Raw genomic sequence first — 26,173 nt, 5'->3', positions numbered from 1 at the left:
CGGGGGCAGCGTCTGGTCGGCCCTGCGGTGCTCGCCCGCGCCGGTGCACGCGCCCCCGTTGCTTCATCAGTGCGGATGTCAGCCACCCCCACACTCGCCAGTGCGGATGTCCGTCAAGAGGGTCGATCCGACCGACATCCGCACTGGCGAAGACGCGCGGAGCGCCACAACACCCGATGCCGCGACCCCGAGACCGCCCGAGTGCGCCCCGCGCCGCTTCATCAGTGCGGATGTCGGCCACCCACGCACTCGCCAGTGCCGATGTCACTCAAAAGGGTCGATCCGACCGACATCCGCACTGGCGAAGACACCCAGAGCGCCGCGCGGAGCGCCACCCGGAGCGCCACAGCGCCCCGATGCCGCGACCCCGACCCCCGCCCGTCACGCGTCGCGGCGTGCGCCCTCCGAGGGGGTGACGGTGAAGGTGTTCGGCGCACGGAAGCCCGCGGCGGCGAACGCGTCGTGGGCGGCCTGCGCGACGACATCCACGCGGTCGGCGTCGACGAGAGCGATCGCTGCGCCGCCGAATCCCCCGCCCGTCATGCGCGCGCCGACGGCGCCGGCGGCGAGCGCCGCCTCGACCGCCGTGTCGAGCTCGGCGACCGAGATCTCGAAGTCGTCGCGCATCGACGCATGAGACGCGACGAGCAGGTCGCCGATCGCCCGCGGGCCCGACGCCCGCAGCGTCGCGACGGTGTCGAGCACGCGCTGGTTCTCCGTGACGATGTGCCGCACGCGACGGAACGTCACACCGTCGAGCTGCTCCTGCGCCCGCACCAGGTCGTCGGTGGAGAGGTCGCGCAGCGACGGCACGCCGAGCTCGGCGGCGCCCTTCTCGCACGATTCGCGGCGCTCGCGGTAGCCGCCCGTGGAGTGCGCGTGCTTCACCTGCGTGTCGATGACGAGCAGGGCGAGCCCCTCGCGGGCGAAACCGAGGTCGACCGACTCGGTCGCGAGCGTGCGGCAGTCGAGGAAGGTCGCGGCGTCCTCGCGGCCGAGGGTCGACGAGACCTGGTCCATGATCCCCGTCGGCGCTCCCACGGCCTCGTTCTCTGCGGTGCGGCCGAGCTTCGCGATCTCGAGGCCGTCGAGCCCGAGCCGCCACAGGTCGTTCAGCGCAGACGCGGTCGCCCCCTCGATCGCAGCCGACGACGACAGCCCGGCCCCGACGGGCACATCCGACGCGATGGCGATGTCGAGACCCGTCACGTCCGACGCTGCGCGGCCCGTCGCGGCGAGCGCCGCCCACGCGATCCCGAGCGGGTACGCGGCCCACTCCGGCACGGCCCCCGACGTCACGGCGTGCCCCGACTGGCCGTCGAAGGTCGCTGCGAGGTCGGCGAGGGGGAGCGAGAACGGCTGGCGGTCGAGCGTCGACACGACGCGCAGCACGCCGTCCTCGCGCATTCCGACAGCGGCATACGTCCGGTGCTCGATCGCGAAGGGCAGCACGAACCCCTCGTTGTAGTCGGTGTGCTCGCCGATGAGGTTGGCGCGGCCGGGCGCCGACCACACGCCAACCGGCGCGGACCCCGTGAGCGACTCGAGGAGTGCGACGGCCTGCTCCTGCGCGGCGGTCACGCGCCCACCGCCTCTCGCAGACGTGCAGCGGACTGTTCGGGCGGGACGTCTCCGATCCACGCTCCCATGGCGGCCTCCGATCCGGCGAGGTACTTGAGCTTGTCGGCCGCACGACGCGGCGAGGTGAGCTGCAGATGCAGCCGGGCGGTGTCGCGGGCCACGTCGACGGGCGCCTGATGCCACGCCGCGATATAGGGCGTGGGCGTGTCATACAGCCGGTCGACGCCCCGCAGCAGGCGCAGGTACACGGGCGCGAGCTCGTCGCGCTCTGCGTCGGTGAGCTCCGTGAAGTCGGCGGCGTGACGCCGCGGCGCGAGATGCACCTCGATGGGCCAGCGCGCCGCGAACGGCACGTACGCGATCCAGTGCTCGGCCTCGAGCACGACGCGCGGGCCGGCGGACTCGAACGCGATGATGCGCTCGAACAGGTCGGCGCCCTCGCGCTCGATCGCCTGCAGCAGCAGCTTCGTGCGCGGCGTGATGTACGGGTACGAGTAGATCTGGCCGTGCGGATGGTGCAGGGTCACGCCGATCTGCTCGCCGCGGTTCTCGAACGGGAAGACCTGGCGGATGCCGGGGAGGGCGGAGAGGGCGGCCGTGCGGTCGGCCCATGCCTCGATGACCGTGCGGGCGCGCGTCACCGACTGCGTCCCGAACGATCCCTCGCGCTCCGGGCTGAAGCAGACGACCTCGCAGCGGCCCACGGAGGTGCGCGTGCGGCCGAGCCCCGGAGCGTCGAGATCGTCGAGACCGCGCGCGGGGTCGACCGCCGCCGGCGCATCGCCCGTGGCGACGTCGAGCGCGGGGCCGAACGACGGCGACTTGTTCTCGAACACCGCGACGTCGTAGACGCTCGGCACCTCCGAGGGGTTCGCAGGGGTCTGCGGCGCGAGCGGATCGAGTTCGGCCGGCGGCAGGAACGCGCGGTTCTGCCGCGCGGCGGCGACGGAGATCCAGTCGCCCGTCAGCACGTCGCGCCGCATCGTGGCGGTGTCGGGGCGCGGTCCGAGCTCCCGCTCGTCGATGCGCCGCTCGGCGGGGAGCGCCGTGCCCGCATCGTCGAAGTAGATGAGCTCGCGCCCGTCGGCGAGACGCGAGACGCGCTTGACGACGCCGGCGCCCAGGGTCGTGGCCGATGCCTGCATCGTTCCTCCGTTTCGTGCGCGATGTCGCGCGTGTTGACGTCAACATGGATGCTAGTGCAAAGTTGTTCGAACGAGAAGGGAGCCGTTATGGCGCAGGTGTCCGCCGCGGACGTCGCCCGACTCGCCGGTGTGTCGGGACAGACCGTCTCGCGGGTCGCGAACGGTTCGCCGCGCGTCGATCCCGCAACCCGCGCGCGCGTCGAGGCGGCCATGGCGGAGCTCGGCTACCGCCCGAACCGCACGGCGCGCGCCCTCCGCACAGGACGCACCCGCACGATCGGCGTCGTCGTTCGCACCCTCGCCTCGGTCGGCAACACCCGCATGCTCGAGGCGCTGACGGCCGCGGCGTCCGCGCACGATCACGCGGTGCTCGTCGTGACGCTTTCCGACGCCGACGAAGGCGCGGATGGCGCGCTCGGCGCGCTCGCCGACCACGGTGTCGACGGGGCCGTCGTCCTCAACGAGGCGACTCCCTCGCTGCGGGGAGCCGCCGACCCCGGCTTCCCCGTCGTCGCCGTCGACGCGGCGGGGAGCGACCGGTTCACCGTCATCTCCTCCGACCACGCGGGCGGCGCGCGGGCGGCGACGATGCATCTGCTGGGCCTCGGCCATCCCGTCGTGCATCATGTCGCGGGCCCCGCGACGTCGTACGCCGCCTCCGAGCGCGAGAGCGGATGGCGCGCGGCGCTCGCGCAGGCCGGTGCCGCGGCTCCGGCACCCGTGCGCGGCGACTGGACGGCGCACACCGCGACGCGGCTGGCGCGCGAGCTGCTGGCCGACCGCGCCGTGACGGCCGTCTTCGCCGCCAACGACCAGACCGCGCTCGGCGTCCTGCACGCCGCGCACGCGCTCGGCCGCGACGACGTCGAGGTGGTGGGCTTCGACGACGTCGTCGACGCAGCCGACTACTGGCCTGCGCTCACCACCGTCGCGCAGGAGTTCGACGAGCTCGGCACGACGGCCGTGGAGCTCCTGCTCGCGCTCCTCGCGGGCGAGCCGGTCGCGGAGCGCACGCTCGTGCCGACCCGGCTCGTCGTGCGCGCCAGCGCGCCCCGGGCCTGACCGTCCGCGCGCCCTCGCAGGGCTCGCCCAGCCGCGTTCGTAGGATTGACGGGTGCGCCGCCCGTGCGCGCGACCCGACGAGCAGGATCCCCATGACGCGACGGACGGCCCACACGACGTGCCTTCTCCGCCTCGTCGCGCCCTCCGTCGCCCTCGTCGCCGTGCTCGCGTCGTCCGCGCCCGCTGCCGCCTCGACGACAGAGGAGGAGCGACCCGCACGCCTGCTCGCCACGTCCGAGAAGGAGGCGTCGGGTGCCGTGGCAGGGGTCCCGGCCGAGATCGACGACACGGCGCAGGGCACCTCTCCCGTCCTCTCGCTCATCCCCTCCGACGACGGCGTGCTCGCGGCCGGCGGCACGCTCACCGCCGCCGCCGTGGTCGACAACGCCGCCGTCGACGAGCTCGCGGCCGGCACCCTCGAGCTCGCGATCGGCGCGGACGCGCTCGCCGACGACGACGCGCTGACGTCCTGGCTCGAGGGCGGCGCCGACTCGGCGCTCACGACCCTCCAGTCCGCGCCCGTCGAGGCGGTCGGCGGCGGTGCCGTCCACGAGCAGACGCTGTCGGTGGCCGCCTCCGTCGAGGGGCTCGACGGCGTGACGACGGGCGTCCATCCCCTCGTGGCGACGTACACCTCGGGCGCCACCGTGCTCGAGGCGCGATCGGTCGTCGTCGTCTCCGACCGCAGGGCCCCCGTCGGCATCGTCGTGCCGGTGACGGCGCCGCCGAGCGACGCGGGCGTCCTCGACGCCGACGCGCTCGCCCGCCTCACGGTACCGGGCGGAGCGCTCGCGCAGACCCTCGAGGCCGTCACGGGGACGGGCGCCGTGCTCGCAGTCGACCCCGCCATCCCCGCGGCCATTCGCGCCCTCGGGTCGTCGGCGCCTGCGCCCGCCGTCGAGTGGCTCGCGACGCTCGAATCGCTGCCGAACGAGCGCTTCGCCCTCCAGTACGGCGACGCCGACGTGGCCGCGCAGCTGCAGGCGGGGCTCGGAGAGCCGCTCGCGCCGACGAGCCTGCGCGCGTTCGAGAGCGGAGAGGACTTCGCGGCCACCCCCGAGCCGTCCGCCTCGCCCGAGCCCGATGACCCGCAGGACGCGCAGCCCGAGTACCCGTCCCTCGACGAGCTCGTCTCCATCGGCGAGGAGACCGCCGATGTCGTCTGGCCGGCCGAGGGTGCGGCCGGCGCCGACGTCGTCGCGGCCCTCTCGACAGAGTCGGTCGCGCTCATCGCCTCGACATCGACCGCGCAGGGGGCCGACGGCGACGCCGTCGCCGCGCGCGGGAACGGCGTGCTCGTCTACGACGATGCCGTGTCCGACGCGCTGAGCGCCGCCGCGCTCGCGTCGGACGACCATGCCGAGGCGCTCGTCGAGGCGTCGGCACTGCTCTGGTTCGCGTCGAGCGGCGACGAGCCGACGCTCATCGCGCTCGACCGCGCGACGTTCGACGACACCGGGGAGACGGGTCGCACGGCCCAGACGCTCCGCGACGCGATCGAGCGGGTGACGCGCAGCGCCGCGGTCGACACGCAGTCGCTCACCGACCTGCTCTCCGCCGACACGCGGCCCGTCGACGTCGTCGACATCGCGCCCGACGCCGAGCGCACGGCCGCCGTCTCCGCCTTCACCGCTGCCGAGCCCGACCTGGCCCGCGTGGCCACCGCGCTCGATGAGCCGGAGCTCCTCACGGGGCAGGCGAGGGCCGAGGCCCTGCAGCTGCTCGCGGTGGGATGGCTGTCCGAGCCCGAGGCGTGGCGCGAGGCGGTCGCCGCGCACGCCGAGACGACGGCGCAGCGCGTCGACGGGATCGAGATCCGCGTCTCCGACCAGGTGCAGCTGCTCAGCGCCGAGGCGCCGCTGCCCGTGTGGGTGCGCAACAGCCTCGCGTGGCCCATCACGGTCGTCATCGAATCGCAGCCCGACAGCGTCGTGCTCGAGGTCCGCGAGAGCATCGAGGTCGAGGTGCCGGCCGGCAGCAATCCTCGCGTCGAGATCCCCGTCGAGGCGAGGGTCGGAAGCGGCGAGGTCGGCCTCGCCGTGACCCTGCGGACGCAGGGCGGCGAGCAGATCGGCGACACGCGCAGCATGGCCGTCACGGTGCGCGCCGAATGGGAGCGCGTGGGCGTCGGAGTGCTCGTGGGCATCGTCGTCCTGCTCGTCATCGGCGGGGTCATCCGCACGGTGCTGAAGCGCCGGCGCGCGCGCCGCCCCCACACGGGCGACGACGGCGCGGATGGCGCAGCCGGCGCCGACACCGGGGAGAGGGTCGCATCGGATGAGTAGTCTCGGCCGCTCCAGCGCGCTCATCGCGGCCGGAACGCTCGCCTCGCGCGTCACGGGGCTGCTCCGCTCCGTCGTGCTCGTCTCCGTCATCGGCGGGGCGTACACGGCAGCGGGCGACGCGTTCACGAACGCGAACCAGCTGCCGAACAACATCTACATGGTGATCTCGACGGGCATCCTCACGGCCGTGCTCGTGCCGCAGATCGTCAAGTGGTCGGCGCGCGACGACGGCGGCGGGTCGCACATCTCGAAGCTCATGACCCTCGGCGCCGTGCTGCTCGTCGGCGTGACTCTCGTCGCGATGGCGCTCGCCTGGCCGCTGCTGTGGATCTACTCGAGCCGCTTCACGCCCGATCAGCTCGCGCTCGGCGTGCTGTTCGCGTACTGGTGCCTTCCGCAGATCTTCTTCTACGGGATGTTCGCCCTGCTGGGCGAGACCCTCAACGCGCGCGGCGTGTACGGGCCGTACGCGTGGGCGCCGATCGTCAACAACGTCGTGTCGATCGCCGGGTTCCTCGTGCTGCTCGGCGTCTCGGGCGGCGACCAGGTGCACGTCGCCGACTGGCAGCTCGCCGACGGCGCGTGGAACCTCCCCAAGATCGCCGCGCTGGGCGGCGTCGCGACGCTCGGCATCGTCGCCCAGACGGCCGTGCTCGTGGTCTTCTGGCGGCGCACGGGCCTCAGCATCCGGCCCGACTTCCGCTGGCGCGGCATCGGCCTGCGCGCGGTCGGCAGGCTCGCCGGGTGGACCTTCCTCATGATGCTCGTCGGGCAGGTGCTGTCGGCCTACCAGCAGACCCTGCTGTCGACGGCGTCCGGCTCGGGGCCCGCCTCCACGAGCTGGTTCAACGCGTGGCTCGTCTTCATGCTCCCGTACTCCGTCATCGTGCTGTCGATCGGGACGCCGTACTTCACGCGTCTCAGCGGGCACGCCGCTGCGGGCCGCGACGGCGACGTCCGCGCCGACATCGGCCGTGCCGTCCGCACGCTCGGCGTGCTGTGCGTGCTCGCCGCGGCCGCCGTGATCGTGGCCGCCGAGCCCGCCGCACGCATCTTCAACAACAGCCGCGAGGATGCGCTGTCGGTCGCACCCGTCCTCATCGGATTCCTCGTCGGGCTCGTGCCCCTCGCCGTGCAGTTCGTCGTGCAGCGCACGTTCTACGCGTACGGCGACACGCGCACGCCGTTCTGGTTCACCGTGTTCCAGGCCGTCGTCGCCGCGGTGCTCGCGACGCTGTCTGCCCTCGTGTTCTCGAGCGACGAGCTGCTCCCATACCTCGCCGCGGCGATCGCCTTCGGGCAGTCGCTGTCGAGCCTGGCGCAGGTGGTCCTCGCGTCATGGCTGCTGCGCCGCCGTCTCGGCCCGATCGGCATGGGCGCGTCGATGGCGGCGCTCGCGCGCTTCGCGCTCGCGGCGCTGCCGGCGGCGGCGGCGGGATACGGCGTGTACCTGCTGAACGGGGGAGCGGCGGGCTGGATGCTCGCGGAGAAGGTCCCCGCCGTCCTGGGATGCCTCGTGATCGGCGCCGTGGTCGCCGTCGTCTACGTGATCGCCCTGGCCGTGCTGCGCGCACCGGAGCTGAAGGCGATCACGCAGCTCGTCCGCGGGCGGCTCCGCGGCTGACGGGAGTCGCACCGGCGCCGGGAGCCCGCGAGGCCGGGAGCCTGCGGCGGGCGCGACCCGAACGCGCCCGCCGCAGGACGGAGCACCCGGAGCGTTCTGAAGACGCCGCACGGGTCCGCTGCCGCGGAGCTGGGGAGCATCCGCGGAGCACCCCGATCGAGGGGGCATCTCGACGCTAGCCAACCGGCCGTCGCCGACGCGCCGGACCGCGGGCGATCCCGCACTGGGCACCCCGGGCAGGGGTCAGATGACCACTCGGTGCGGGTAGGCGCGCAGTGCGACCACCCTGGCATCGCGCGCGCCGTTGGTCGCGCGGATCGACAGACGCAGCGCGTCGGCGTCGACGGGGGCGTCGAGGTCGTGGACGCGATGCCGGCGGCGGTTGCCGTCGACCGCGACGACCTCGCGCCACACGCCCTCGACCCGCGCCTCGACCGCGTAGGCGCGGACGAGCTCGGGGAACACGGGCTCCGGGGTGCGGTGGTGATGCAGCGTGTTGAGCTCGACGTCCACGTCGTCGTCGAAGACGATCCTCACCTGCGCGATACGGCGGGGGGCGTCCCATTCGAGGAGGAGGTGCTCGTCGAGCGTCTGCGCGGGTGGCTGCTCGGCCAGGGCCGACGGCGCCCCCGGTCGACCCGACGCCTCAGACACCCACATCTGCGGCCCCCCGTAGTAGCGCTGGTAGCCGCCGACGGCGCGGTCGGGCGCGTAGGCGAGGGTCTCGGGATGGAGGCGGGCGCGCATCGTGCGCCCCCTCAGCGGGATGGCCGGCCACGCCACGACCGCCTCCGACTCGTCGACGGCGACGTTCTCCCCGCCGTCGGCCTGGGCGCGGCGCATGAGCGTGAGGACGCCCGGCACCTGCTCGTCGCGGAGCCGCACCGCGACATCCGGGTTCTCCTCCAGGACGACCACGACGCTCTCGGGTGCGGCGGGCGACCAGTCGAACGGCAGCCGTACCCACTGCGGCGCGTCCGACGCGGCGAGCTCGACGGAGACGGAGAGCTCGCGCCGCACCGGGACGGCGTTCTGGCGGCGCCCCGTCGTCCACAGCGCGGCTCGCAGCGTCGTCTCGCGCGTGACGTCGACGAGGACGTCGACGCCCTCGAGGCGGGGGTCGACGGGGACGAGCACCCCCGTGTCGTGCGCGAGCAGGAACCGCTCGCCCTCGTCGCCGTCGCTGTCGTCGTCGATGCCGCGTCGCCAGGAGCTGGCGGTGACCCCGGCCGTGCGCGCGAGGTCGTCCGGGTCCTCGTCGCGGACGCCGAACACCGGGGCGTCCTGACGGAGCAGCACCTGTCGCAGCAGGTCCGCATGCTCCCGGGCGATCGCGCGCGGGCGCACGCCGAGCCGGGCGGCGAGCGCCGCGCCGGTTCCCGCCCCCTCGCCCACCGCCCCGCAGGTCGCCATGACGCGGGTCGATCCGAAGGCGACGTGGGTGGCCGAGATGTCGCGCCCGGCCATGAGCAGGTTGACGACGTCCCGCGAGTAGAGGCTGCGGAAGGGGATCCCGTAGATGCCGTTCGAGAACCGCTGATGCGCGCCCGGCTTCGCGGCGTACATCCCCTCGACGGGGTGCAGATCGATCGACCACCCGCCGAACGCGACCGCATCGGGGAAGTCGACCTGGTCGAGGATGTCGTTCTGCGTCAGCACGTGGTCGCCGAGGAAGCGACGGTACTCGCGCTTGCCGGGGAGTGATCCGACCCATTCCAGATCGAGGTTCTCGGCGTCGAACCGCCCGGAGTTCTTGATGTGGTCCCAGATCCCGAAGATGACCGACTTCAGCTCGTCGCGGATGCGCTCGTTGTCGTGGACCGTGTCGAGCTCGCCGCCCCATTCGATCCACCAGTAGTGCGTGCCCGTGTCTCCCGAGCGCAGGATGCGCGACTCGAGGATCGACGTCTCGCGGATGTCCTTCGTCGAGCGCGGCGCGACGAATCGCACGGGATGGCCGACGTCCTTCGTGTGGAAGAGGATCGTCGAGCCGAGGAGCTGCCCGTCGGCCTCCTCAGGGGCCCAGGACTCGTCGAACTCGTGCCTCCCCTCGCGTCCGATGCGGTGCGCGGCGCCCGCGAGCGCGCCCACGAGGCCGTCGCCTGTGCAGTCGATGAAGAGTCCGCTGCGGAAGTCGGTCCAGGTCTCCGAGCCCATCGTCCATCCGCGCACGCCCGTGACGACGCGGCCGTCGGCCTCCTCTTCCGTGTCGACCTCGCGCACGTCGGTGTTGAGGAAGAGGCGGATGTTCGGCTCGGCACGGACCGCATCGAGCACGACCTCGTCCCACAGGATGGGGTTGCCCTCGGGGTTGCGGTACTGGTTCTCGACGTAAAGCTCGCCCACGATGCCGGATTCGCGGGCGAACCGTTGCACGCCGTGCGCCGTGGCGCCGCACACCCACACGCGCACCTCGCTCGAGGAGTTGCCGCCCAGCACGGGCCGGTTGCCGACGAGGGCGACGGTGCGCCCCAGGCGCGCGGCGGCGATGGCCGCGCACACCCCGGCGAGCCCTCCTCCGACGACGGTGATGTCGGATTCGACGGTCTGCGAGCGCATGATCCCCTTCTGATGGATGTGGTCGGGCGGCGGCCGGTCAGCCGATGAGCCCCTGGACGGTCGTCTTCGCCTGGGCGAGCGCGTCGGCGGCGCCGGTCTGGCCGATGAGCACGGACTGCACGGCCTCGGCGATGGCGGTGTCCATCTGCCCGTAGTTCACGTAGCCCCACAGCGGGTTCGACGTCGCGGTCGCGGTGATGCGCTCCGCGAAGGCGACGTTGAACGGGTCGGCGGCGAGCGCGTCGGACGAGAGCCCTTCCTCGGTCGCCGGCGGGAGCCCGCGCTCCTCGAAGTACGACGCGACCTGATCGGGATCGCTCGTGATCCACTGCGCGAACTCCGCCGCCGTGCCCTCGCCCTCACCCTGGACGACGCAGATCGCGCCGCCCCAGAACACCGCGACCGGATCGTCGCCCGCCGCGAGCGTGGGGCGGGGCATGGGCGTCATCTTGTCCGCGATCGACGGATCGCTCGCGGCGTCGATGACGGACGACTTCCCGACGGGCGCATCGTCGTAGAGCGCGCACGTCTCCTGTGCGAAGAGGTTGCGTGCGGCGAAGCGGTCGACGTCGGGCGCGATGAGCCCCTCGTCGTACAGCTTCTTGTACCACTCCACGGCCTTCACCGACGCCTCGTCCCCGAGCGTCACGACGTCGTCCTCGACGACGGTGCCGCCGAACGTCTCGATCCACATGAGGATGTCCTTGAGCTGCGCGGCGTCGGTGGACGCCGCGTAGGGGATGACGCCGATCCCTTTGAGGGCGCGCAGCCCGTCCTCGAACTCCTCGATCGTCTGGGGCTCGGTGGACGCCCCGGCCTTCTCGAACAGCTCGGCGTTGGCGATGAGGCCGATCGCGCCGATGTTCCAGGGGAGCGCGTACTGCACCCCGTCGAAGCTCGACGCGTCGAGGGCCGCCGTCGTGTAGCCGCGCCCCTGTGCGTATCCGCCCAGGTCGGCGAGCTTCCCGAGCGCGACGAACGCCGAGAGCCAGGCGAGGTCGACGTGGGCGGCTCCCGTGAACTGGCCGCCGCGCACCTGCAGCGTCAACTGGTTGAGGTAGTCGTTGTAGGGATAGGTCACGGGCGACACGTCGACGCCCCTGTCGCCCCCGAACGCGGCGAGCGCGGCGTCGAGCGAGGGCTTCGCGGCCTCCTCCGACAGGCTCCACGAGGCGAAGGAGAAGTCGGTCGGGGTGCCGGCCGTGGCGGGCGCCTGCGCCGCGCCGCCGGGGCTCGGTGACCCCGGTGCGCAGCCGGCGATCGCGAACAGCGACGCCGAGCCGAGGCCGAGCGCAGAGACGCGCAGCAGGTCGCGTCGGGACAGGGTGAGGGTCATGATTCTCCTTCGAATGATGAGGACGGGTCAGCCCTTGACCGCGCCGGCGGTGATGCCGCCCACGAGGAAGCGCTGCAGGAGCATGAAGGCGACGGCGACGGGCACCGACACGAGCAGCGACGCCGCCATGAGCTCGGGCCACGCGGTGCTCGCCTCGCTGATGTAGGTGTTGACGAGCCCGGGCGGCAGGGTCTGCTTGTCGGGGCCGGCGAGCGTGAGCGCGAAGATGAAGTCGTTCCAGCCGCGCACGAAGGCGAACAGGCCCGATGCCACGAGGCCGGGGGCGGCGAGCGGCATGATGACCGAGTGGAAGATGCGCCACGGTCCCGCGCCGTCGATGCGCGCCGCCTCGATGAGGTCGTCGGGGAGGTTGTCGAAGAACCCCTTCAGCATCCACACGCACAGCGGCAGGGTGAAGGTCGTGAACGAGACGATGAGCGCGAGGTAGCTGTTGAGCAGCCCGAACTGCGCGAACACGAGGTAGAGCGTGACGAGCAGGAGGGCCTGCGGGAACATCTGGCTCGACAGCACGAAGTACATGAGCGAGGTGCGGCCGCGGAAGCGGTACTTCGAGAACGCGTAGCCCATGTACATCGAGACGACGACCGAGAGCACGGCGGTGACGAGCGAGACGATGACGCTGTTGCGGAGGTAGCCGAAGAGCTCGGGGCGGCCGAACACGTCGAGGTAGTGCTCGAAGGTGATCTCGGTCGGGAAGAGCGCCGGCGGGAACCGGAAGACCAGGCTGTCGGGGGTCAACGAGGTGACGAGAAGCCAGTAGACGGGGGCGAACGCGAAGACGACGACGATCGCGAGCGTGATCCACGTGCCCCATCGCGTGCGCCCGCGCGGACGGCGACGGGGCGGACGGTCGTCGCCCGTGAGGATGGCGCGCGTCGTGTCGATCCGCGGCTCCGGGATGGTCGTGGTCATCGCTCCGCCTTCCGCGCGTCGCGCTCGGAGAAGGTCACGTAGACCACCACGAGCACCGTGAGCAGCAGCATCCAGAGCAGGCCGATCGCGCCGGCCTGCCCGAGGTCGTATCCCTTGAAGGCGGTGTCGTAGACCGCCGTGGCGAACGTGCTCGTCGTGCCGGCGGGCCCACCGCCGGTCATGACGAAGATCGTGTCGAAGTGCTGGAAGTTCCAGATGAACTCGAGGAGCAGGACGAGGCCCGCGACGCCGCTGATGTGCGGCCACGTGACGGCGAAGAACCGGCGTACGGTGCCTGCCCCGTCGATCGCGGCGGCCTCGTGCAACTCCTGCGGGACGGTCTGGAGGCCCGCGAGGAGCATGACCATGACCCAGGGGAAGGAGTTCCACGTCTTCGCGACGATGAGCGCTCCGCGGGCGGCGTCGGTGTCGAAGAGCCAGGCGACGGGCGAGTCGATGAGCCCGAGATTCAGGAGCAGCCCGTTGACGACGCCGTAGTTGCCGTCGAAGATCCACGCCCACAGGAACGAGACGACGACGCCGGGGATGAGCCATGGGATGAGGAAGGCCCCGCGCAGGAACCTCTGACCGGGGAAGGCCTGGTTCAGCACGAGTGCGAGGGCCATGCCCACGACGAACGGCCCGACGGTGGCTCCCACGGTGAAGACGAGCGTCTGCCACACGAGGCGCGCGAAGTCGTTCGCGACGGCGTGCGCGATGTTGTCGAATCCGACGAACGTCTGGCCCGGGTAGAGCAGGCTCTCGTCGAAGAACGCCGAGGCGAGCGAGCGGATGAGCGGATACAGCACGACCGCGCACAGGAGCACGAGGCCGGGGAGCAGCAGGAACGTGAGGAAGGAGCGCTCGCTGAGGGGCATGCCTCGTCGGCGGCGCTGCGCGAGTTCTGGGGCGAGCTGAGCGGTCATCTTCGTCCTTCGGCGGGTGCGGCGTCGTCTTCGGCGCCGCGGCACCCGGGGGTACCGAAGACCATCGTGCACGAGCATTCATCATGTTGCAATGGCCATGCACTATGTGCATGATTAAGGGATCCAGGGCTCGGGCCCCCGACATCGGTCAGCGAGGATGATGTGGCAGCGGACAAGGGATCCAACCAGAGCGTCGAGAAGGCGGTGGCGCTCCTCGAGGCCTTCCGCGACGGCGAGCCGCGTCGCGTGGGCGACATCGCGCGCGAGACGGGCATCGGCCAGTCCACGGCGTCGCGCCTGCTCGCCACCCTGGAGGCGGCGGGGCTCGTCGAGCGCGACCCCGTCACGAGCCTCTACTTCCTCGGCACGGAGCTGCTCACCCTCGCCGGCGTCGCGGTGAACCGCATCCCCGTTCACCGCACGAGCCGCATGGTCGCCCAGACGCTCGCCGCGGAGCTCGGGCTCGGCGTGAACGTGGGGATCCGGCAGGGCTCGGAACTCGTCTACGTCTGCCACTTCGAGGGGGCGCAGTCGCCCAAGTCGCACACGCTCCTCGGCGAGAGGGTGCCGCTGCATGCGACGAGCATCGGCAAGGCGGTGCTCTCGGGGCTGACGGCGGCCGACCGCGACGCCGTTCTGTCCCGCGGGCTCCCCGCGTACACGCAGCGCACGCACACCGAGCGCGCGATGCTCGATCGCGAGCTCGCGGTCGTCGCCCGCCGCGGCTACGCGACCGAGATCGAGGAGTTCGTGCTCGGCCGCGCGTCGGTGGCCGCACCCGTCGTCGACCGCTCTGGCGCGACGATCGCGGCCGTGTCGATCTCGGGGCCGCTTTCGGCGATCGCCCTCGAGACCCGCGAACCGGAGCTCGCGCGCGTCGCCGTGGAGACCGCCGACCGCATCAGCTCCGCGCTCGGGTTCCACGGCCCGGGCTACTGACCCGGGCCGTGCCCGCCGCTAGCGGGAGAAGACCGCGACCCCGCGCGGCGCCAGCGTGCCGCCGCCGATGAGCGCGACCCCCTCGACATCGTCGAGGGGGAGCTCGTCGTCGGTGCGGTTGATGACGAACGCGAACGTCTCGTCGCCCGCTCCGCGCAGCGTGAGCGAGGCCGCTCCCCGGATGGCCTCCGGCAGCTCCGAGACGACGCCCGCGCCCGCGAGCAGCGTCGGCACGATGGAGCCGAGGCCCTCCGCGCCGAGCCGGGTCGAGACGTACGACGCCGATCCTTCGCCGACGGCCCGTCGCGTCACGGCGGCGCCGCCGTCGAGGTCGGATCCGGCGTAGCGCGCGACGACCTCGACGGCGGGGTCGACGACGTCGACCGGCTCGCTCCACAGCGTCGCGTCGACGCCCGAGTCGAGGGCGATCGTCTCACCCTCGTAGAGCGGGCGGAACTCCTCCACGCGCACCCCCAGCAGGTCGCGGAAGGCGCCGGGGTAGCCGCCCAGCCACGCGCGGTCGTCCTCGTTCACGACGCCCGAGAAGTAGGTCGTCACGAGGTGGCCGCCCGCCTCGACGTACGCCGTGAGCGCCTCGGCGAGCGCGGCCGGCACGGCGTAGAGCACGGGAGCGACGACCATCCGGTAGCCGTCGAGCGGCACGTCTGCCGGCACGACGTCGACGCGCACGCCGGCGTCGTGCAGCGCGGTGAACCAGTCGAGCGCCTCCTGCCGGTAGCGCAGCAGGTCGGTGGGGTGCGAGTCGAGCTCGCTGCCCCACCAGGCGTCCCAGTCGAAGAGGATCGCGACGGGCGCCTGCACGGCATGCGATCCGGCGACGGCGTCGAGGCGGCGCAGCAGGCCGCCGAGCTCCACGACGGAGCGGAAGACACGGCTGTCGGCGCCCGCGTGCGGCACCATCGCGGAGTGGAACTTCTCGGCACCCGCGGCCGACTGCCGCCACTGGAAGTAGCAGACGGCGTCGGCGCCGTGGGCGACGTGCGTGAGGGAGTCGCGCACGAGCTCGCCGTCGCGCTTGGGACGGTTGACCGGCTGCCAGTTGACCGCGCTCGTCGAGTGCTCCATGAGGAACCACGGGCGGCGGTGCGCGATGCCCGAGACGAGCGCGGCCGAGAAGGCGAGCTCGTCGTACGACTGCGCGCCCGGATGGCGGTAGTGGTCGTTCGAGACGAAGTCGAGCTCGTGCGCCCAGTCGGCGTAGTCGGCGTGCTGCGTCTCGCCCATGACCATGAAGTTCGTCGTCACGGGGATGTCGGGGGTGATCCTCCGCAGGATCTCGCGCTCCGCGACGAAGTACTCCTTGAGGGCGTCGGAGGAGAAGCGCTTGAAGTCGAGCTGCTGCGTGGGATTGGGGTGCGAGTCGACCTCGCGCGGCGGCAGGATCTCGGTGAACGCCCCGTACTGCTGCGACCAGAAGGCGGTGCCCCACGCGTGGTTCAGCCGGTCGATCGTGCCGTAGCGCGCCTCGAGCCAGACGCGGAAGGCGCGTGCGGCGTCGTCGGAGTAGTCCCACGCGTTGTGGCAGCCGAGCTCGTTGTTGACGTGCCAGGCGACGATCGCGGGATGGTCGCGGTAGCGCTCGGCCATCGTCTCGACGAGGCGCAGGGCGTAGTCGCGGAAGACCGGCGAGGTGGGCCGCCAGTGCTGGCGTGCACCGGGCGAGAGGATGTGACCGTGATGCGTGACGGGGAGCACCTCGGGGTGCTTGATCGTGAGCCACGGAGGCGGCGAGGCGGTGGCCGTGGCGAGGTCGACGCCGATGCCGTTGGCGTGGAGCAGGTCGATGACCTCGTCGAGCCATGCGAAGTCCCACGCGTCCTCGGCCGGCTGCAGCTTCGCCCACGAGAAGATGCCCACCGAGACGACGTCGACGCCCGCCTCGCGCATGAGCCGCACGTCCTCGTCCCACACGTCGCGCGGCCACTGCTCGGGGTTGTAGTCGGCGCCGTACGAGATGCGAGGGGCGGTGCCGTCGGGGGTGCGCAGCCAGCGGTGCGTCTGCATGGGGGTCCTTCCGGGTCGTGCGAGCCCGGGGGATGGTCCGGGCAGGGGAGCGGGGTGCGCCGCCGTCGGCTGCGCACCCCGCGAGGTCGTGGCTACTCGATCGTGAAGCCCTGGTCGGCGCCGTACGTCTCGAGCGTCGACTGCCAGTCCTCGAGGCCGTCGGCGACGGAGGTGGAGCCGAGGAACGCCTGGCCGACGGAGTCTCCGAAGACCGTGTTGGCGTAGACCTGGAACGGCAGGTACTGCCATCCCTCGACGACGGAGGCCGACGACGCGGCGAAGACCTCGTTCGCCTTCTGGCCGCCGAAGTAGTCGAACTCGGTGCTCAGGAACTCCTCCGACTCGAGGTCGGCGACGGTCGCGGGAAACGCGCCGCCGTCGATGCGGGTCTGCACGCCGTCGCCGGCGTTGGCGTACTCGATGAACGCGTACGCGAGCTCCTTGTTCTCGGCCGCGGCAGGGATGGCGAGCGAGCTGCCCCCGTTCTCGGACGACGTGCTCACGCCCTCCTCCCACTGCGGCATCTCGGCCACGCGCCAGGAGCCCGCGCCGTCGGGAGCGCTGCCCTCGAGGTTGGCGGGCATCCACGCGCCGATCGGCAGCGTCGCGATGGTCCCGTCGGCGAGGGCCGAGAACCACTCGTCGCTCCATCCGGAGATCGGCGAGACGAGGTCCTCGTCGAGCATCGTCTGCCACACCTCGGCGTAGCGCTGCGCGCCCTCGTCACCGGCGAGGTCGAGCGTCACGGTGGAGCCGTCGACGGTCCACGGCGTGCCGCCTGCCTGCCACATGATGGAGGCCGCCAGGCCCGCGTCGCCGGAGTCGTTCGTGATGTAGAGGTCGGGGTTCGCGGCGTGGAGCGCGCGTGCCGCCTCGAGGTACTCGTCCCAGGTCGTCGGCACCTCGATGCCGTACTCGTCGAAGACGTCCTTGTTGTAGAACAGCGCCATGGGGCCCGAGTCCATCGGCAGGCCGATGACCGCGTCGCCCGACTGCACCGACGACCAGGGGCCCGGCGCGTAGTCGCCGTCGAGGTCGGAGGCGCCGTAGGGGCCGAGGTCCTCGAGCGAGTCCTGCAGGGCGAACTGAGGCAGCGCGTAGTACTCGACCTGCGCCACGTCGGGGAGGCCGGTGCCGGCCGTGATGGCGTTCTGCAGGGCCGTGTACGAGTCGATGCCCGTGCCGACGTTGACGAGGTCGACGGTGACGCCGGGGTTCTCCTCCTCGAAGTCGGCGGCGACCTGCTCAAGCGTGGGCTCCCAGGCCCAGACGGTGATCGTGCCGCCCTCCTCGACGGCGGCGTCGGTGTCGACCTCCTCCGCGGAGCCGGAGCAGCCGGCGAGGACGAGGGCGGCGGCGCCCGCGAGCGCGGTGCCGGCGAGGGCGCGACGGCCCAGGCGGATGGTGGTGGTCATGCGGTGTGCACTCCTTCGTGTGGGTGTGGGGGTCATTCCTTGACGGATCCGGCCGAGAGTCCCGACTGCCAGAACCGCTGCAGGAACAGGAAGGCGATGATGAGCGGCACGATCGTGAGGAGCGAGCCGGTCAGCACCAGGTCGAAGATGGCGGTCCCGCCGGCGGTCGACGCCTGGGCGTTCCACTGGTTGAGGCCGATGATGAGCGGGTACCAGTCGGGGTCGCGCAGCATGATGAGGGGCAGGAAGTAGTTGTTCCAGGTCGCGACCATCGTGAACAGCAGCACCGTGACCATCCCGGGTGCCAGCAGGCGCAGCGAGACCTGCCAGAAGATGCGGAACTCGCTGGCGCCGTCGATGCGCGCCGCCTCCATGAGCTCGGTCGGGATGGCCTCGGACGCGAACGTCCACATGAGGTAGAGGCCGAACGGCGAGATCAGCGACGGGATGATGACGGACCACGGGGTGTTCGTGAGGCCCATCGAGCTGAACATGAGGAACGTCGGCACAGCGAGCGCCGTGCCGGGAACGGCCACGGCGCCGATGATGACGGCGAAGACGGCCTTCCTGCCCGGGAACTCGTACTTGGCGAGCGCGTAGCCGCCGAGGACCGCGAGGAGGGTCGCCCCTCCCGCCCCGACGATGACGTAGAGCAGCGTGTTGGCGAACCAGCGCAGGAAGATGCCGTCGTCGTACGTCAGGGCGCGGCCGATGTTGTCGAAGAGCGCGAACTCCCCTCCGAACCACAGGCCGAAGGTCGAGAACAGGTCGCTCTGCGTCTTGGTCGCGTTGATGAGCAGCCAGACGAGGGGGATGAGCGAGTAGACGAGGATGATGCCGGCGAGGATCGTCAGCAGGACGCTGCGGCGCGGCTTGTCGATCGTGCCGATGCGCGAGCGCGTGCGGGCGCCGGGGCGCACGGTGACGAGGCGGGTCGTGGTCATGTCAGTCGGCCTTCCGCATCCCGCGCAGCTGCACGACGTAGGCGATGATCATCGTGATGACGCCCATGATGATCGCGACGGTCGCGGAGTAGTTGAGCTGCTGCCCCGCGAACGCGAGGTTGTAGGCGTAGAGGTTGGGCGTGAACGACGTGGTGATCGCGTTGGGCGCGAGCGACGACATGATGCTCGGCTCGTTGAAGAGCTGGAAGCTGCCGATGATCGAGAAGATCGTCGCGACGACGAGCGAGCCGCGAATGGCGGGGATCTTGATCGCGCGGATGATCCGGAACTGGCTCGCGCCGTCGATCGCGGCGGCCTCGTAGAGCGAGGTCGGGACGACCCGCAGTGCCGAGTAGAAGATGAGCATGTTGTAGCCCACGAACTCCCACGTCACGATGTTGCCGATCGAGGCGAGCACGAGCTCGGGCGAGAGCAGGTCGGGCAGCTGCACGCCGAACGCGTCCTCGATGTTGCCGACGAGGCCGAACCGGTCGCCGTACATGAAGCCCCACATGAACGCGGCGACGACGGCGGGCACGGCGTACGGCAGGAAGATGCCGATGCGGAAGAAGTCACGGCCGTACAGGCGACCGCTGTCGATCGCGAGGGCCGCCACGAGCGAGATGCCGAGCATGATCGGCACCTGCACGACGAGGAACAGGACGACACGGCCGAGTCCCTGCCAGAAGCTCTCGTCGCCGAAGGCCCGCAGGTAGTTGTCGAGTCCCACGAAGACGGTGCCGCCGACGAGCTGGGAGCGGAACAGGCTCAGGTAGATCGAGTAGACGATCGGCGCGAGGAACACGAGCGCGAACACGATCATGAACGGCGCGAGGAAGCCCCATCCGGTCCATCGGCCGCGCGCGTGGCGCGCCGCCCTGGTCTGCGTCCGACCCGGTGGCATCACCGGGACGGCAGGCGACGTTGTTGTCATCCTGAGGTCCTCCGCTGCATCGACAGGAGTGGGTGGAACAGCTATGTTTGCGTAAACATCCTACGCATCGCGGATGACCGCGCAACTCGGCGGGGTCACGATACGGTTTCAAGACGATGGACGACCTCGCTTCCCCCCGCCCCCCGCGGCGCCGCACCGACACGGGCGGCCGCCGGGTGTCGATGGCCGACGTCGCGCAGCGCGCCGGCGTGTCGGCGCAGACCGTGTCGCGCGTGGCGAACGGGTTCGGCGGGGTCCTGGAGGAGACCCGCGAGGTCGTCATCGCCGCGATGGACGAGCTCGGCTACCGCCCGAACAGCGCGGCGCGGGCCCTCAAGCTCGGATCGTTCCACACCATCGGCGTCATCTCGAACACGCTGTCGACCATCGGCGACATCCGCACGATCGAGGCGATCGCCCACTCCGCGGCCGTCGAGGGGTACACGACCACGCTCATCCCGCTGCGCGCGCAGTCGGAGGGCGCCGGGCGTGTGTACTCCCGCCTCCAGGAGCTCGCCGTCGACGCGCTCATCCTCAACATCGAGACGCAGCTCCTCGAGCGCGCCGAGGTGCTGCTGCCTCCCGGTGTGCCCGTCGTGCTCATGGACACCGGCGCAGACGACGCGCACGTCGTCGTCGACACGGATCAGTTCGACGGCGCCCGCCAGGCGACCCGGCACCTGCTCTCGCTCGGTCACGACACGGTGTGGCATCTCGCGGGGCCCGAGGATTCCCACCCCGCGCAGCGCCGCGCGGAGGGATGGCGTCAGACGCTCGCGGAATCGGGTCGCGACATCCCTCCCGTGCTGCGCGGCGACTGGACCGCGCAGTCGGGCTATGCGCTCGGACGGCGCGCCGCGGCGGATCCGGACTGCACCGCGGTGTTCTGCGCCAACGACCAGATGGCCCTGGGCCTGTACCGCGCGTTCCGCGAGGCGGGCCGGTCCATCCCCCACGACGCGAGCGTCGTCGGCTTCGACGACACCGAGGACGCCGGCGCCTACGACCCGCCGTTGACGTCGGTGCACCAGGACTTCGCCGACGCCGGCCGGCGCGCCGTCGCGGCCGCGCTCGCGCAGGTGCGCGGCGCGAGCGGCTCCGCGCGCATGGACGTCGTCCCCACGACGCTCGTCGTCCGCGAGAGCACGGCACCGCCCCCGCCATCCGGTCGTTGAGCGGGCGAAGCGAGACGAGACCGCGCGACGTCCCTCCGAAGGTCGCGCCCCTCGCTACGGCTGCGGGGACATGGAGACGATCCGCCCCGTCGCCTGGCCGCGGTCGTCGAGTGCGTGGCCCAGGTGCTTGGCGATGCCGGAGACGACGGAGCGATCGGCGATGCGCGCGCCGGGGGCCGCGCGCTCCAGGGCGACCTCGAAGCCTGAGATGTCGACGAGCGAGCGCAGCCACACCGCGAGGATGAGGTTGTAGCGCGTCGCGCACTCGACGGCGAGCCGCACCTCCGGCACCTTGCCGAGGGCCGTGCGGAGCGGGGCGAGCAGCGACGCCGGCACCTCGACGAAGTACCACGCGTAGACCGGCCACGACGAGAGCCGGCGCGCCACATCGGTGCGCAGCCGCAGCTCGCCCGATGCACGCAGGGTGGCGATCGCGTCGACCACGCGCTGCGGTGAGACGCCGTGACGGTCGGCGATGGCCGCCGCCGATGCCCGCCCGTCGAGTCCGAGCTCGTACCCGACGACGGCGCGCAGCTCGGGGGAGACGACCCGCGCCGCTCGCGGACGAGGCGCCGCGGCGGGAGGGATGCGGCTCGCCTCCCCCGCGGTGAGCTCGCGGAACCGCCATGCACCGCCTTCGACGATGTAGTCCACGACGAGATGCGTGCGCGCCGAGCGGATGCCGGGCAGATGGCTGAGCTTCTCGGTCGTGAATCGCGCCGCCAGCCCGGGGTCGCTTCCGATGAGGGTGAGGAAGAGGTCGCGCGTTCCGACGGTGCGATCGACCGTCGCGACCTGCGGGTCGTCGACGAGCGCGTCCGTCACCGCAGCGAGCGCAGCGGGCTCGCACTCCACCTCGACGAGCGCACCGCTGTCCCATCCGAGGATGCCCGTGCTCCAGGCGAGCCCCTCGTCGGCGATGCGCTGCCAGCGACGGGAGAGCGTCGCGGCGTCGGCCCCGACGATGGGAGCGAGGGCGGTCCAGGCCGCGCGCGGCTCGATCTGCAGCGCGTGCAGGAGGCGCCTGTCGAGCGCATCGAGACTGGTTTCCTGCATTCTTGACCTCTTCTCCGCGGATTCCGTGCAACTTTACAGATCGGAATCACGGCTCTCCCACACTGATCCGCACACCGGAACCCGCGAAGGAGAGCCATGACCGACGTCGTCGCCACGACCCAGGATGCCGATACCGCCGCCCTCAAGGACGAGATCGCCGCGGCGCTCGAGGCGAGCCGCGCGACCCTGCTGGCGCTCAGCCACGAGATCCACGACGATCCGGAGCTCAGCTGGCAGGAGCACCGCGCCGCTCTGCGCGTGGCCGGCACGCTGCGCGACGCGGGCTTCGCCGTGACGACGGCGGCGTACGGCATCGAGACGGCCGTGGAGGCCGTCTACGGCGATGGCGACCTCTCCGTCGTCATCTGCGCCGAGTACGACGCCCTGCCCGGCGTGGGGCATGCGTGCGGGCACAACATCATCGCCGCGGCCGGCGTCGGCGCGGCGATCGCCCTCCTGCCCGTCGCCGACCGAGCCGGCCTGCGCGTCACCCTCCTCGGCACGCCGGCCGAGGAGCACGGCGGCGGCAAGGTGTCGCTCCTGCAGGCGGGGGCGTGGGAGGACGCCGACTTCTCGCTCATGGTGCACGGCGCCGCGGGGGAGGACCGGGGCGCGTCGTCGTTCGTCTCGACGGCCGTCGACCGCTTCGCCGTGGAGTTCCACGGCGTCACGGCACATGCCGCCGGGGCCCCCGAGAAGGGCGTCAACGCCGCGTCGGCGGCCGCGCTCTCGCTCACGGCGATCGCCTTCCTCCGCCAGCATCTGCCGTCGACGACCAACCTCAACGCGTTCATCTCGCTCGGCGGCGAGGCGACCAACATCATCCCCGACCGCGCCGTCGTGCAGGTCGAGGTGCGCGCCTACGAGATCGACGCCTGGCGCGACCTGAAGAAGCGGGTTCTCGCCTGCTTCGAGGGTGCCGCCATCGCGACGGGCACGACCTGGAGCTGGGAGCAGACCGAGCACCCGTACGCGCCCCTGGAGCACGACGGCGAGCTCGCGCCGCTCTGGGACGCGAACATGGCGCTGCGCGGCCGCGAGCTCGCCGAGGGCTCCCTGCTGGGGGGCGGTTCGACCGACATGGGCAACGTGTCCCAGGTCGTGCCCAGCCTGCACGGGATGATCGCCGTCCTCGGGTCAGACGCCGTGCCCCACAACCCCGCGTTCACGGCCGACGCGGCGTCCCCGGCGGCCGACGACGCCGTCATCGACGGTGCAGCAGTCATCGCCTTCACGGCGCTCGACGCGGCCCTCGATCCCGCCGTGCGCGCCTCCCTGAAGGCACGGAGGGCCGCGCGACCCGCCGGCGCGACCCGGATCACCCTCGAAGCCTGACCCGACCCCGACACCCGACCCCCGAGGAAACCGACATGTCCGAATCGACCAGCGCCGCGGGCACCCGGATCGCCGACGCCGCATCGGCCATCCGCTACACGGCCCGCAGTCCGAAGCTCTGGGTCCTCGCGGCCCTCCTTCTCGTCATCGCGGGCATCGCCCAGTTCGCCGGCGCTCTCGTGATCCCGCTCGGGATCGCCTCCCTCACCATCCTCCCCATGGTGTGGGGCATCATCGGCGGCGGCTTCGTCTCCGCGCAGCCGTGGAAGCGGATGCCGCTCGACATGCGGCACGCCGCGGGCGTTCTCATGGGCGTCGCCGTCATGGTCCTGTGCGCGCGTCTGTCGTTCACGCTCGGCCCGAACATCTCCATCCTCTTCACGGCGGGTCCCGCGCTCCTGCTGCAGGAGGTCGGACACCTGTTCGGCACCATCCTGCTCGCGCTGCCGCTCGCCGTGCTGCTGCGGATGGGGCCGGCGACCGTCGGCGCGACGTTCTCGATCGACCGGGAGGGCTCGTTCGCGATGGTCAGCGAGCGGTACGGCGCCGACTCTCCGCAGTACCGCGGAGTGCTGTCGATGTACGTGTTCGGCACCCTGTTCGGCGCGATCCTCGTGAGCCTCATCGCCTCCCTCGCGACGTCGACGGGCATCTTCGACCCGCTCGCGCTGGCGATGGGAGCAGGCGTCGGATCGGGGTCGATGATGGCGGCGGCCGCCGCCGTGGTGCAGCAGGCGCACCCCGAGATGGGCGACCAGGTGCTGGCCGTCGCGACCGCCTCCAACCTCATCACGGGCATCCTCGGCGTCTACGTCGGCATCTTCGTCGCGCTGCCCCTCGCCGACCGGCTCTACCGTCTGCTCGCACGCGGTCGGTTCGCGGTCGCAGCGGCCGAGCCGGAGCCCGTGCAGCGCGCGAGGATGGAGCGGGCGGCGACCCCGCCCGCCGTGACGCTCTCGCCCTGGCTCGCCCTCGCCGTGCTCGTCGTCGTCGGCGTGGTGGTCGCGTCGATCGCGCACAGGGGCTTCGACGTCACGATCGTGCTCGGCTGGGTGCTCATGGCGCTCCTGGCGATGGCGGGCTTCGGCCTGTCGCGGCTCACGCGGGGGAGAGTGCCCGCGATCGCCTGGGTCATCTCGATCGGCGCGCTCGCGACGACGCCCGTGTCGCCCGTCGCCGACGCGGTGCTCGCAAGCGTCGCGTCGATCGACTTCCTGTCGGTCTGCACGGTGGTGCTCACGATCGCCGGACTCAGTCTCGGAAAGGACCTGCCGCTGCTCAAGAGCATCGGCTGGAAGATCATCCCGGTCGGCATCGTGTCCATCGCCGCGTCGTACCTCGTGTCCGTCGTCATCGCGGAGTTCGCGCTCGGACTCTGGGGATGACAGGCGGGGGATGGCCCCGGCCGCGTGCCGGGGCCATCCCCGTCCGCGCGCACAGCCCACGCGGAATAGCCCGGCCGTACCATGGGTTGGAGCATCCAGACACCCAGGAGGCGCGCGTGCGACAGCTCATCATCATCGGTTCCGGCCCCGCAGGCTTCACGGCCGCGATCTATGCGGCGCGTGCGAACCTGCAGCCGCTCGTCGTCGCCAGCTCCGTGGAGGTCGGCGGCGAGCTCATGAACACGACAGAGGTCGAGAACTTCCCCGGCTTCCCCGAGGGTGTCATGGGCCCCGACCTCATGCAGAAGATGCAGGAGCAGGCGGAGAAGTTCGGTGCAGAGATCCGCTACGACGACGTCACCGAGCTCGATCTGTCGGGCGAGGTCAAGCGGGTCGTCCTCGGCAGCGGCGCCATCGAGGAGGCGCAGGCCGTCATCTTCGCCACCGGCTCGGCGTACCGCAAGCTCGGGCTCCCCGGCGAGGACCGCCTCTCGGGCCACGGCGTCTCGTGGTGCGCGACGTGCGACGGGTTCTTCTTCCGCGAGAAGGAGATCGCCGTCGTCGGCGGCGGCGACTCGGCGATGGAGGAGGCGACCTTCCTCACGAAGTTCGCCTCGAAGGTGTACATCGTCCACCGCAGGGACACGCTCAAGGCGTCCAAGATCATGCAGGAGCGGGCGCTCGCGAACGAGAAGATCGAGTTCGTGTGGAACGCCGAGGTCGCCGACGTGCTCGGCGACTCCGCGGTCGAGGGCATCACGCTTCGCGACACCGTCACGGGCGAGACGCGCGATCTGGCGATCGAGGGGCTCTTCGTCGCGATCGGCAACGATCCCCGCACGCACCTCGTGCACGGCCAGGTCGATCTCGCCCCGGAGGGCACCATCGCGGTCGACGGCCGTTCGTCGCGCACCTCGGTGCGCGGCGTCTTCGCCGCGGGTGACGTGATCGATCCCTCGTACCGCCAGGCCGTCACGGCCGCCGCGTCGGGAACGGTCGCGGCACTCGACGCGGAGCACTTCCTCGCGTCGCTCGGCGACGCCGGCGAGCCGGAGCCCGCCGAGGATCAGCTCGTCGAGGCGTGACCGGGAACATCCCGCGTCGTCGCGGTGTTCCCACCGATAGATCTGAGAACAAGGAGAACCCATGAGCAACGTCAAGGCCACGACTTCGGCCACTTTCGAGCAGGATGTGCTCCAGGCCGACGGCCCGGTGCTCGTCGACTTCTGGGCAGCCTGGTGCGGCCCCTGTCGCATGGTCGCCCCGGTCCTGGACGAGATCCAGGCCGAGAACCCCGACAAGATCACGATCCTGAAGCTCAACGTCGACGAGAACCCCGACCTCGCGATGAAGTACCAGATCACCTCCATCCCCGCGATGAAGGTCTTCCAGAACGGCGAGGTGGCGTCGACCATCATCGGCGCCAAGCCGAAGTTCGCGCTCGAGCAGGACCTGGCGCCGTACCTCGGCTGACGGTCTCATGCGGAGAAGGGGCCGGCCTGCGTCTCGCAGGC

At 71.6% G+C, this 26,173-nt stretch carries 20 protein-coding genes; 9 read left to right on the top strand and 11 right to left on the bottom strand.

All coding sequences use genetic code 11. The features are described 5' to 3' along the window. Positions 1 to 381 precede the first annotated feature (381 nt). Positions 382 to 1,581, bottom strand: coding sequence for a galactokinase (gene galK / locus ACWGPF_RS02080; protein WP_452331237.1), 1,200 nt, complete (start codon positions 1,579 to 1,581; stop codon positions 382 to 384). After that, a complete protein-coding gene (gene galT, locus ACWGPF_RS02075) occupies positions 1,578 to 2,726 on the bottom strand; it encodes a galactose-1-phosphate uridylyltransferase (protein WP_452331236.1) in 1,149 nt (382 codons plus the stop codon). The genes galK and galT overlap by 4 nt, the downstream gene beginning before the upstream one ends. 87 nt (positions 2,727 to 2,813) lie before the next feature. On the opposite strand from galT, the gene ACWGPF_RS02070 reads away from it, so the two are divergent. The 3 genes from ACWGPF_RS02070 to murJ all read left to right on the top strand — a co-directional run bounded on the left by ACWGPF_RS02070 (position 2,814) and on the right by murJ (position 7,697). Continuing rightward, complete coding sequence (locus ACWGPF_RS02070) at positions 2,814 to 3,788, top strand: LacI family DNA-binding transcriptional regulator (RefSeq protein ID WP_452331235.1); 975 nt, start codon at positions 2,814 to 2,816, stop codon at positions 3,786 to 3,788. Between the two features lie 92 nt (positions 3,789 to 3,880). Then, positions 3,881 to 6,073 (top strand): DUF6049 family protein, encoded by a 2,193-nt coding sequence (locus tag ACWGPF_RS02065; protein WP_452331234.1) that lies wholly within the window; start codon positions 3,881 to 3,883, stop codon positions 6,071 to 6,073. Further along, a complete protein-coding gene (gene murJ, locus ACWGPF_RS02060; RefSeq protein WP_452331233.1) occupies positions 6,066 to 7,697 on the top strand; it encodes a murein biosynthesis integral membrane protein MurJ in 1,632 nt (543 codons plus the stop codon). Before ACWGPF_RS02065 ends, murJ begins: the two co-directional genes overlap by 8 nt. 243 nt (positions 7,698 to 7,940) lie before the next feature. Here murJ and ACWGPF_RS02055 read toward each other — a convergent pair whose 3' ends face one another. From ACWGPF_RS02055 to ACWGPF_RS02040, 4 genes are read right to left on the bottom strand one after another with little or no spacing between them, the layout of a single operon-like run. Next, positions 7,941 to 10,256: an FAD-dependent oxidoreductase gene (locus ACWGPF_RS02055; protein ID WP_452331232.1), complete on the bottom strand. Its 2,316-nt coding sequence runs from the start codon at positions 10,254 to 10,256 to the stop codon at positions 7,941 to 7,943. Between the two features lie 37 nt (positions 10,257 to 10,293). Then, positions 10,294 to 11,592, bottom strand: coding sequence for an ABC transporter substrate-binding protein (locus tag ACWGPF_RS02050; protein WP_452331231.1), 1,299 nt, complete (start codon positions 11,590 to 11,592; stop codon positions 10,294 to 10,296). 27 nt (positions 11,593 to 11,619) lie between these two features. Then, positions 11,620 to 12,525 (bottom strand): carbohydrate ABC transporter permease, encoded by a 906-nt coding sequence (locus ACWGPF_RS02045; protein ID WP_452331230.1) that lies wholly within the window; start codon positions 12,523 to 12,525, stop codon positions 11,620 to 11,622. Beyond that, the gene (locus ACWGPF_RS02040; RefSeq protein WP_452331229.1) at positions 12,522 to 13,451 is read right to left on the bottom strand and encodes a carbohydrate ABC transporter permease; all 930 of its coding nucleotides are present in this window, start codon (positions 13,449 to 13,451) and stop codon (positions 12,522 to 12,524) included. The genes ACWGPF_RS02045 and ACWGPF_RS02040 overlap by 4 nt, the downstream gene beginning before the upstream one ends. A gap of 162 nt (positions 13,452 to 13,613) precedes the next feature. On the opposite strand from ACWGPF_RS02040, the gene ACWGPF_RS02035 reads away from it, so the two are divergent. Continuing rightward, positions 13,614 to 14,390 carry an IclR family transcriptional regulator gene (locus tag ACWGPF_RS02035; protein WP_452331228.1) on the top strand — a complete coding sequence of 259 codons (777 nt, stop codon included), beginning with the start codon at positions 13,614 to 13,616 and terminating at the stop codon, positions 14,388 to 14,390. Between the two features lie 18 nt (positions 14,391 to 14,408). On the opposite strand, the gene ACWGPF_RS02030 is transcribed toward ACWGPF_RS02035, so the two are convergent. From ACWGPF_RS02030 to ACWGPF_RS02015, 4 genes are all read right to left on the bottom strand, one after another. After that, complete coding sequence (locus tag ACWGPF_RS02030) at positions 14,409 to 16,415, bottom strand: beta-galactosidase (protein WP_452331227.1); 2,007 nt, start codon at positions 16,413 to 16,415, stop codon at positions 14,409 to 14,411. 92 nt (positions 16,416 to 16,507) lie between these two features. Continuing rightward, positions 16,508 to 17,830 (bottom strand): ABC transporter substrate-binding protein, encoded by a 1,323-nt coding sequence (locus ACWGPF_RS02025; protein ID WP_452331226.1) that lies wholly within the window; start codon positions 17,828 to 17,830, stop codon positions 16,508 to 16,510. Positions 17,831 to 17,862: 32 nt separating this feature from the next. Beyond that, positions 17,863 to 18,774, bottom strand: a complete 912-nt coding sequence (locus tag ACWGPF_RS02020; protein ID WP_452331225.1) for a carbohydrate ABC transporter permease — start codon at positions 18,772 to 18,774, stop codon at positions 17,863 to 17,865. 1 nt (position 18,775) lies between these two features. Continuing rightward, positions 18,776 to 19,708, bottom strand: coding sequence for a carbohydrate ABC transporter permease (locus tag ACWGPF_RS02015; protein WP_452331224.1), 933 nt, complete (start codon positions 19,706 to 19,708; stop codon positions 18,776 to 18,778). 116 nt (positions 19,709 to 19,824) lie between these two features. On the opposite strand from ACWGPF_RS02015, the gene ACWGPF_RS02010 reads away from it, so the two are divergent. Then, entirely contained in the window at positions 19,825 to 20,883 is a 1,059-nt protein-coding gene (locus ACWGPF_RS02010; protein WP_452331223.1) for a LacI family DNA-binding transcriptional regulator, read from the top strand. 54 nt (positions 20,884 to 20,937) lie between these two features. On the opposite strand, the gene ACWGPF_RS02005 is transcribed toward ACWGPF_RS02010, so the two are convergent. After that, positions 20,938 to 21,939 carry an Lrp/AsnC family transcriptional regulator gene (locus ACWGPF_RS02005; protein ID WP_452331222.1) on the bottom strand — a complete coding sequence of 334 codons (1,002 nt, stop codon included), beginning with the start codon at positions 21,937 to 21,939 and terminating at the stop codon, positions 20,938 to 20,940. A 96-nt stretch (positions 21,940 to 22,035) separates the two neighbouring features. Between ACWGPF_RS02005 and ACWGPF_RS02000 the strand changes: the two genes are divergently transcribed. From ACWGPF_RS02000 to trxA, 4 genes are all read left to right on the top strand, one after another. Beyond that, positions 22,036 to 23,274 carry an amidohydrolase gene (locus ACWGPF_RS02000; protein ID WP_452331221.1) on the top strand — a complete coding sequence of 413 codons (1,239 nt, stop codon included), beginning with the start codon at positions 22,036 to 22,038 and terminating at the stop codon, positions 23,272 to 23,274. Between the two features lie 35 nt (positions 23,275 to 23,309). Continuing rightward, a complete protein-coding gene (locus ACWGPF_RS01995; RefSeq protein ID WP_452331220.1) occupies positions 23,310 to 24,659 on the top strand; it encodes a DUF3100 domain-containing protein in 1,350 nt (449 codons plus the stop codon). A 116-nt stretch (positions 24,660 to 24,775) separates the two neighbouring features. After that, on the top strand, positions 24,776 to 25,744 hold the full coding sequence (gene trxB / locus ACWGPF_RS01990) for a thioredoxin-disulfide reductase (RefSeq protein WP_452331219.1): 969 nt from the start codon (positions 24,776 to 24,778) through the stop codon (positions 25,742 to 25,744). A 61-nt stretch (positions 25,745 to 25,805) separates the two neighbouring features. Continuing rightward, on the top strand, positions 25,806 to 26,132 hold the full coding sequence (trxA, locus tag ACWGPF_RS01985; RefSeq protein WP_345437776.1) for a thioredoxin: 327 nt from the start codon (positions 25,806 to 25,808) through the stop codon (positions 26,130 to 26,132). Positions 26,133 to 26,173: the final 41 nt, after the last annotated feature.

Source organism: Microbacterium sp. NPDC055683, assembly GCF_053617895.1.
This window is presented reverse-complemented; position numbering and strand designations above follow the sequence as displayed.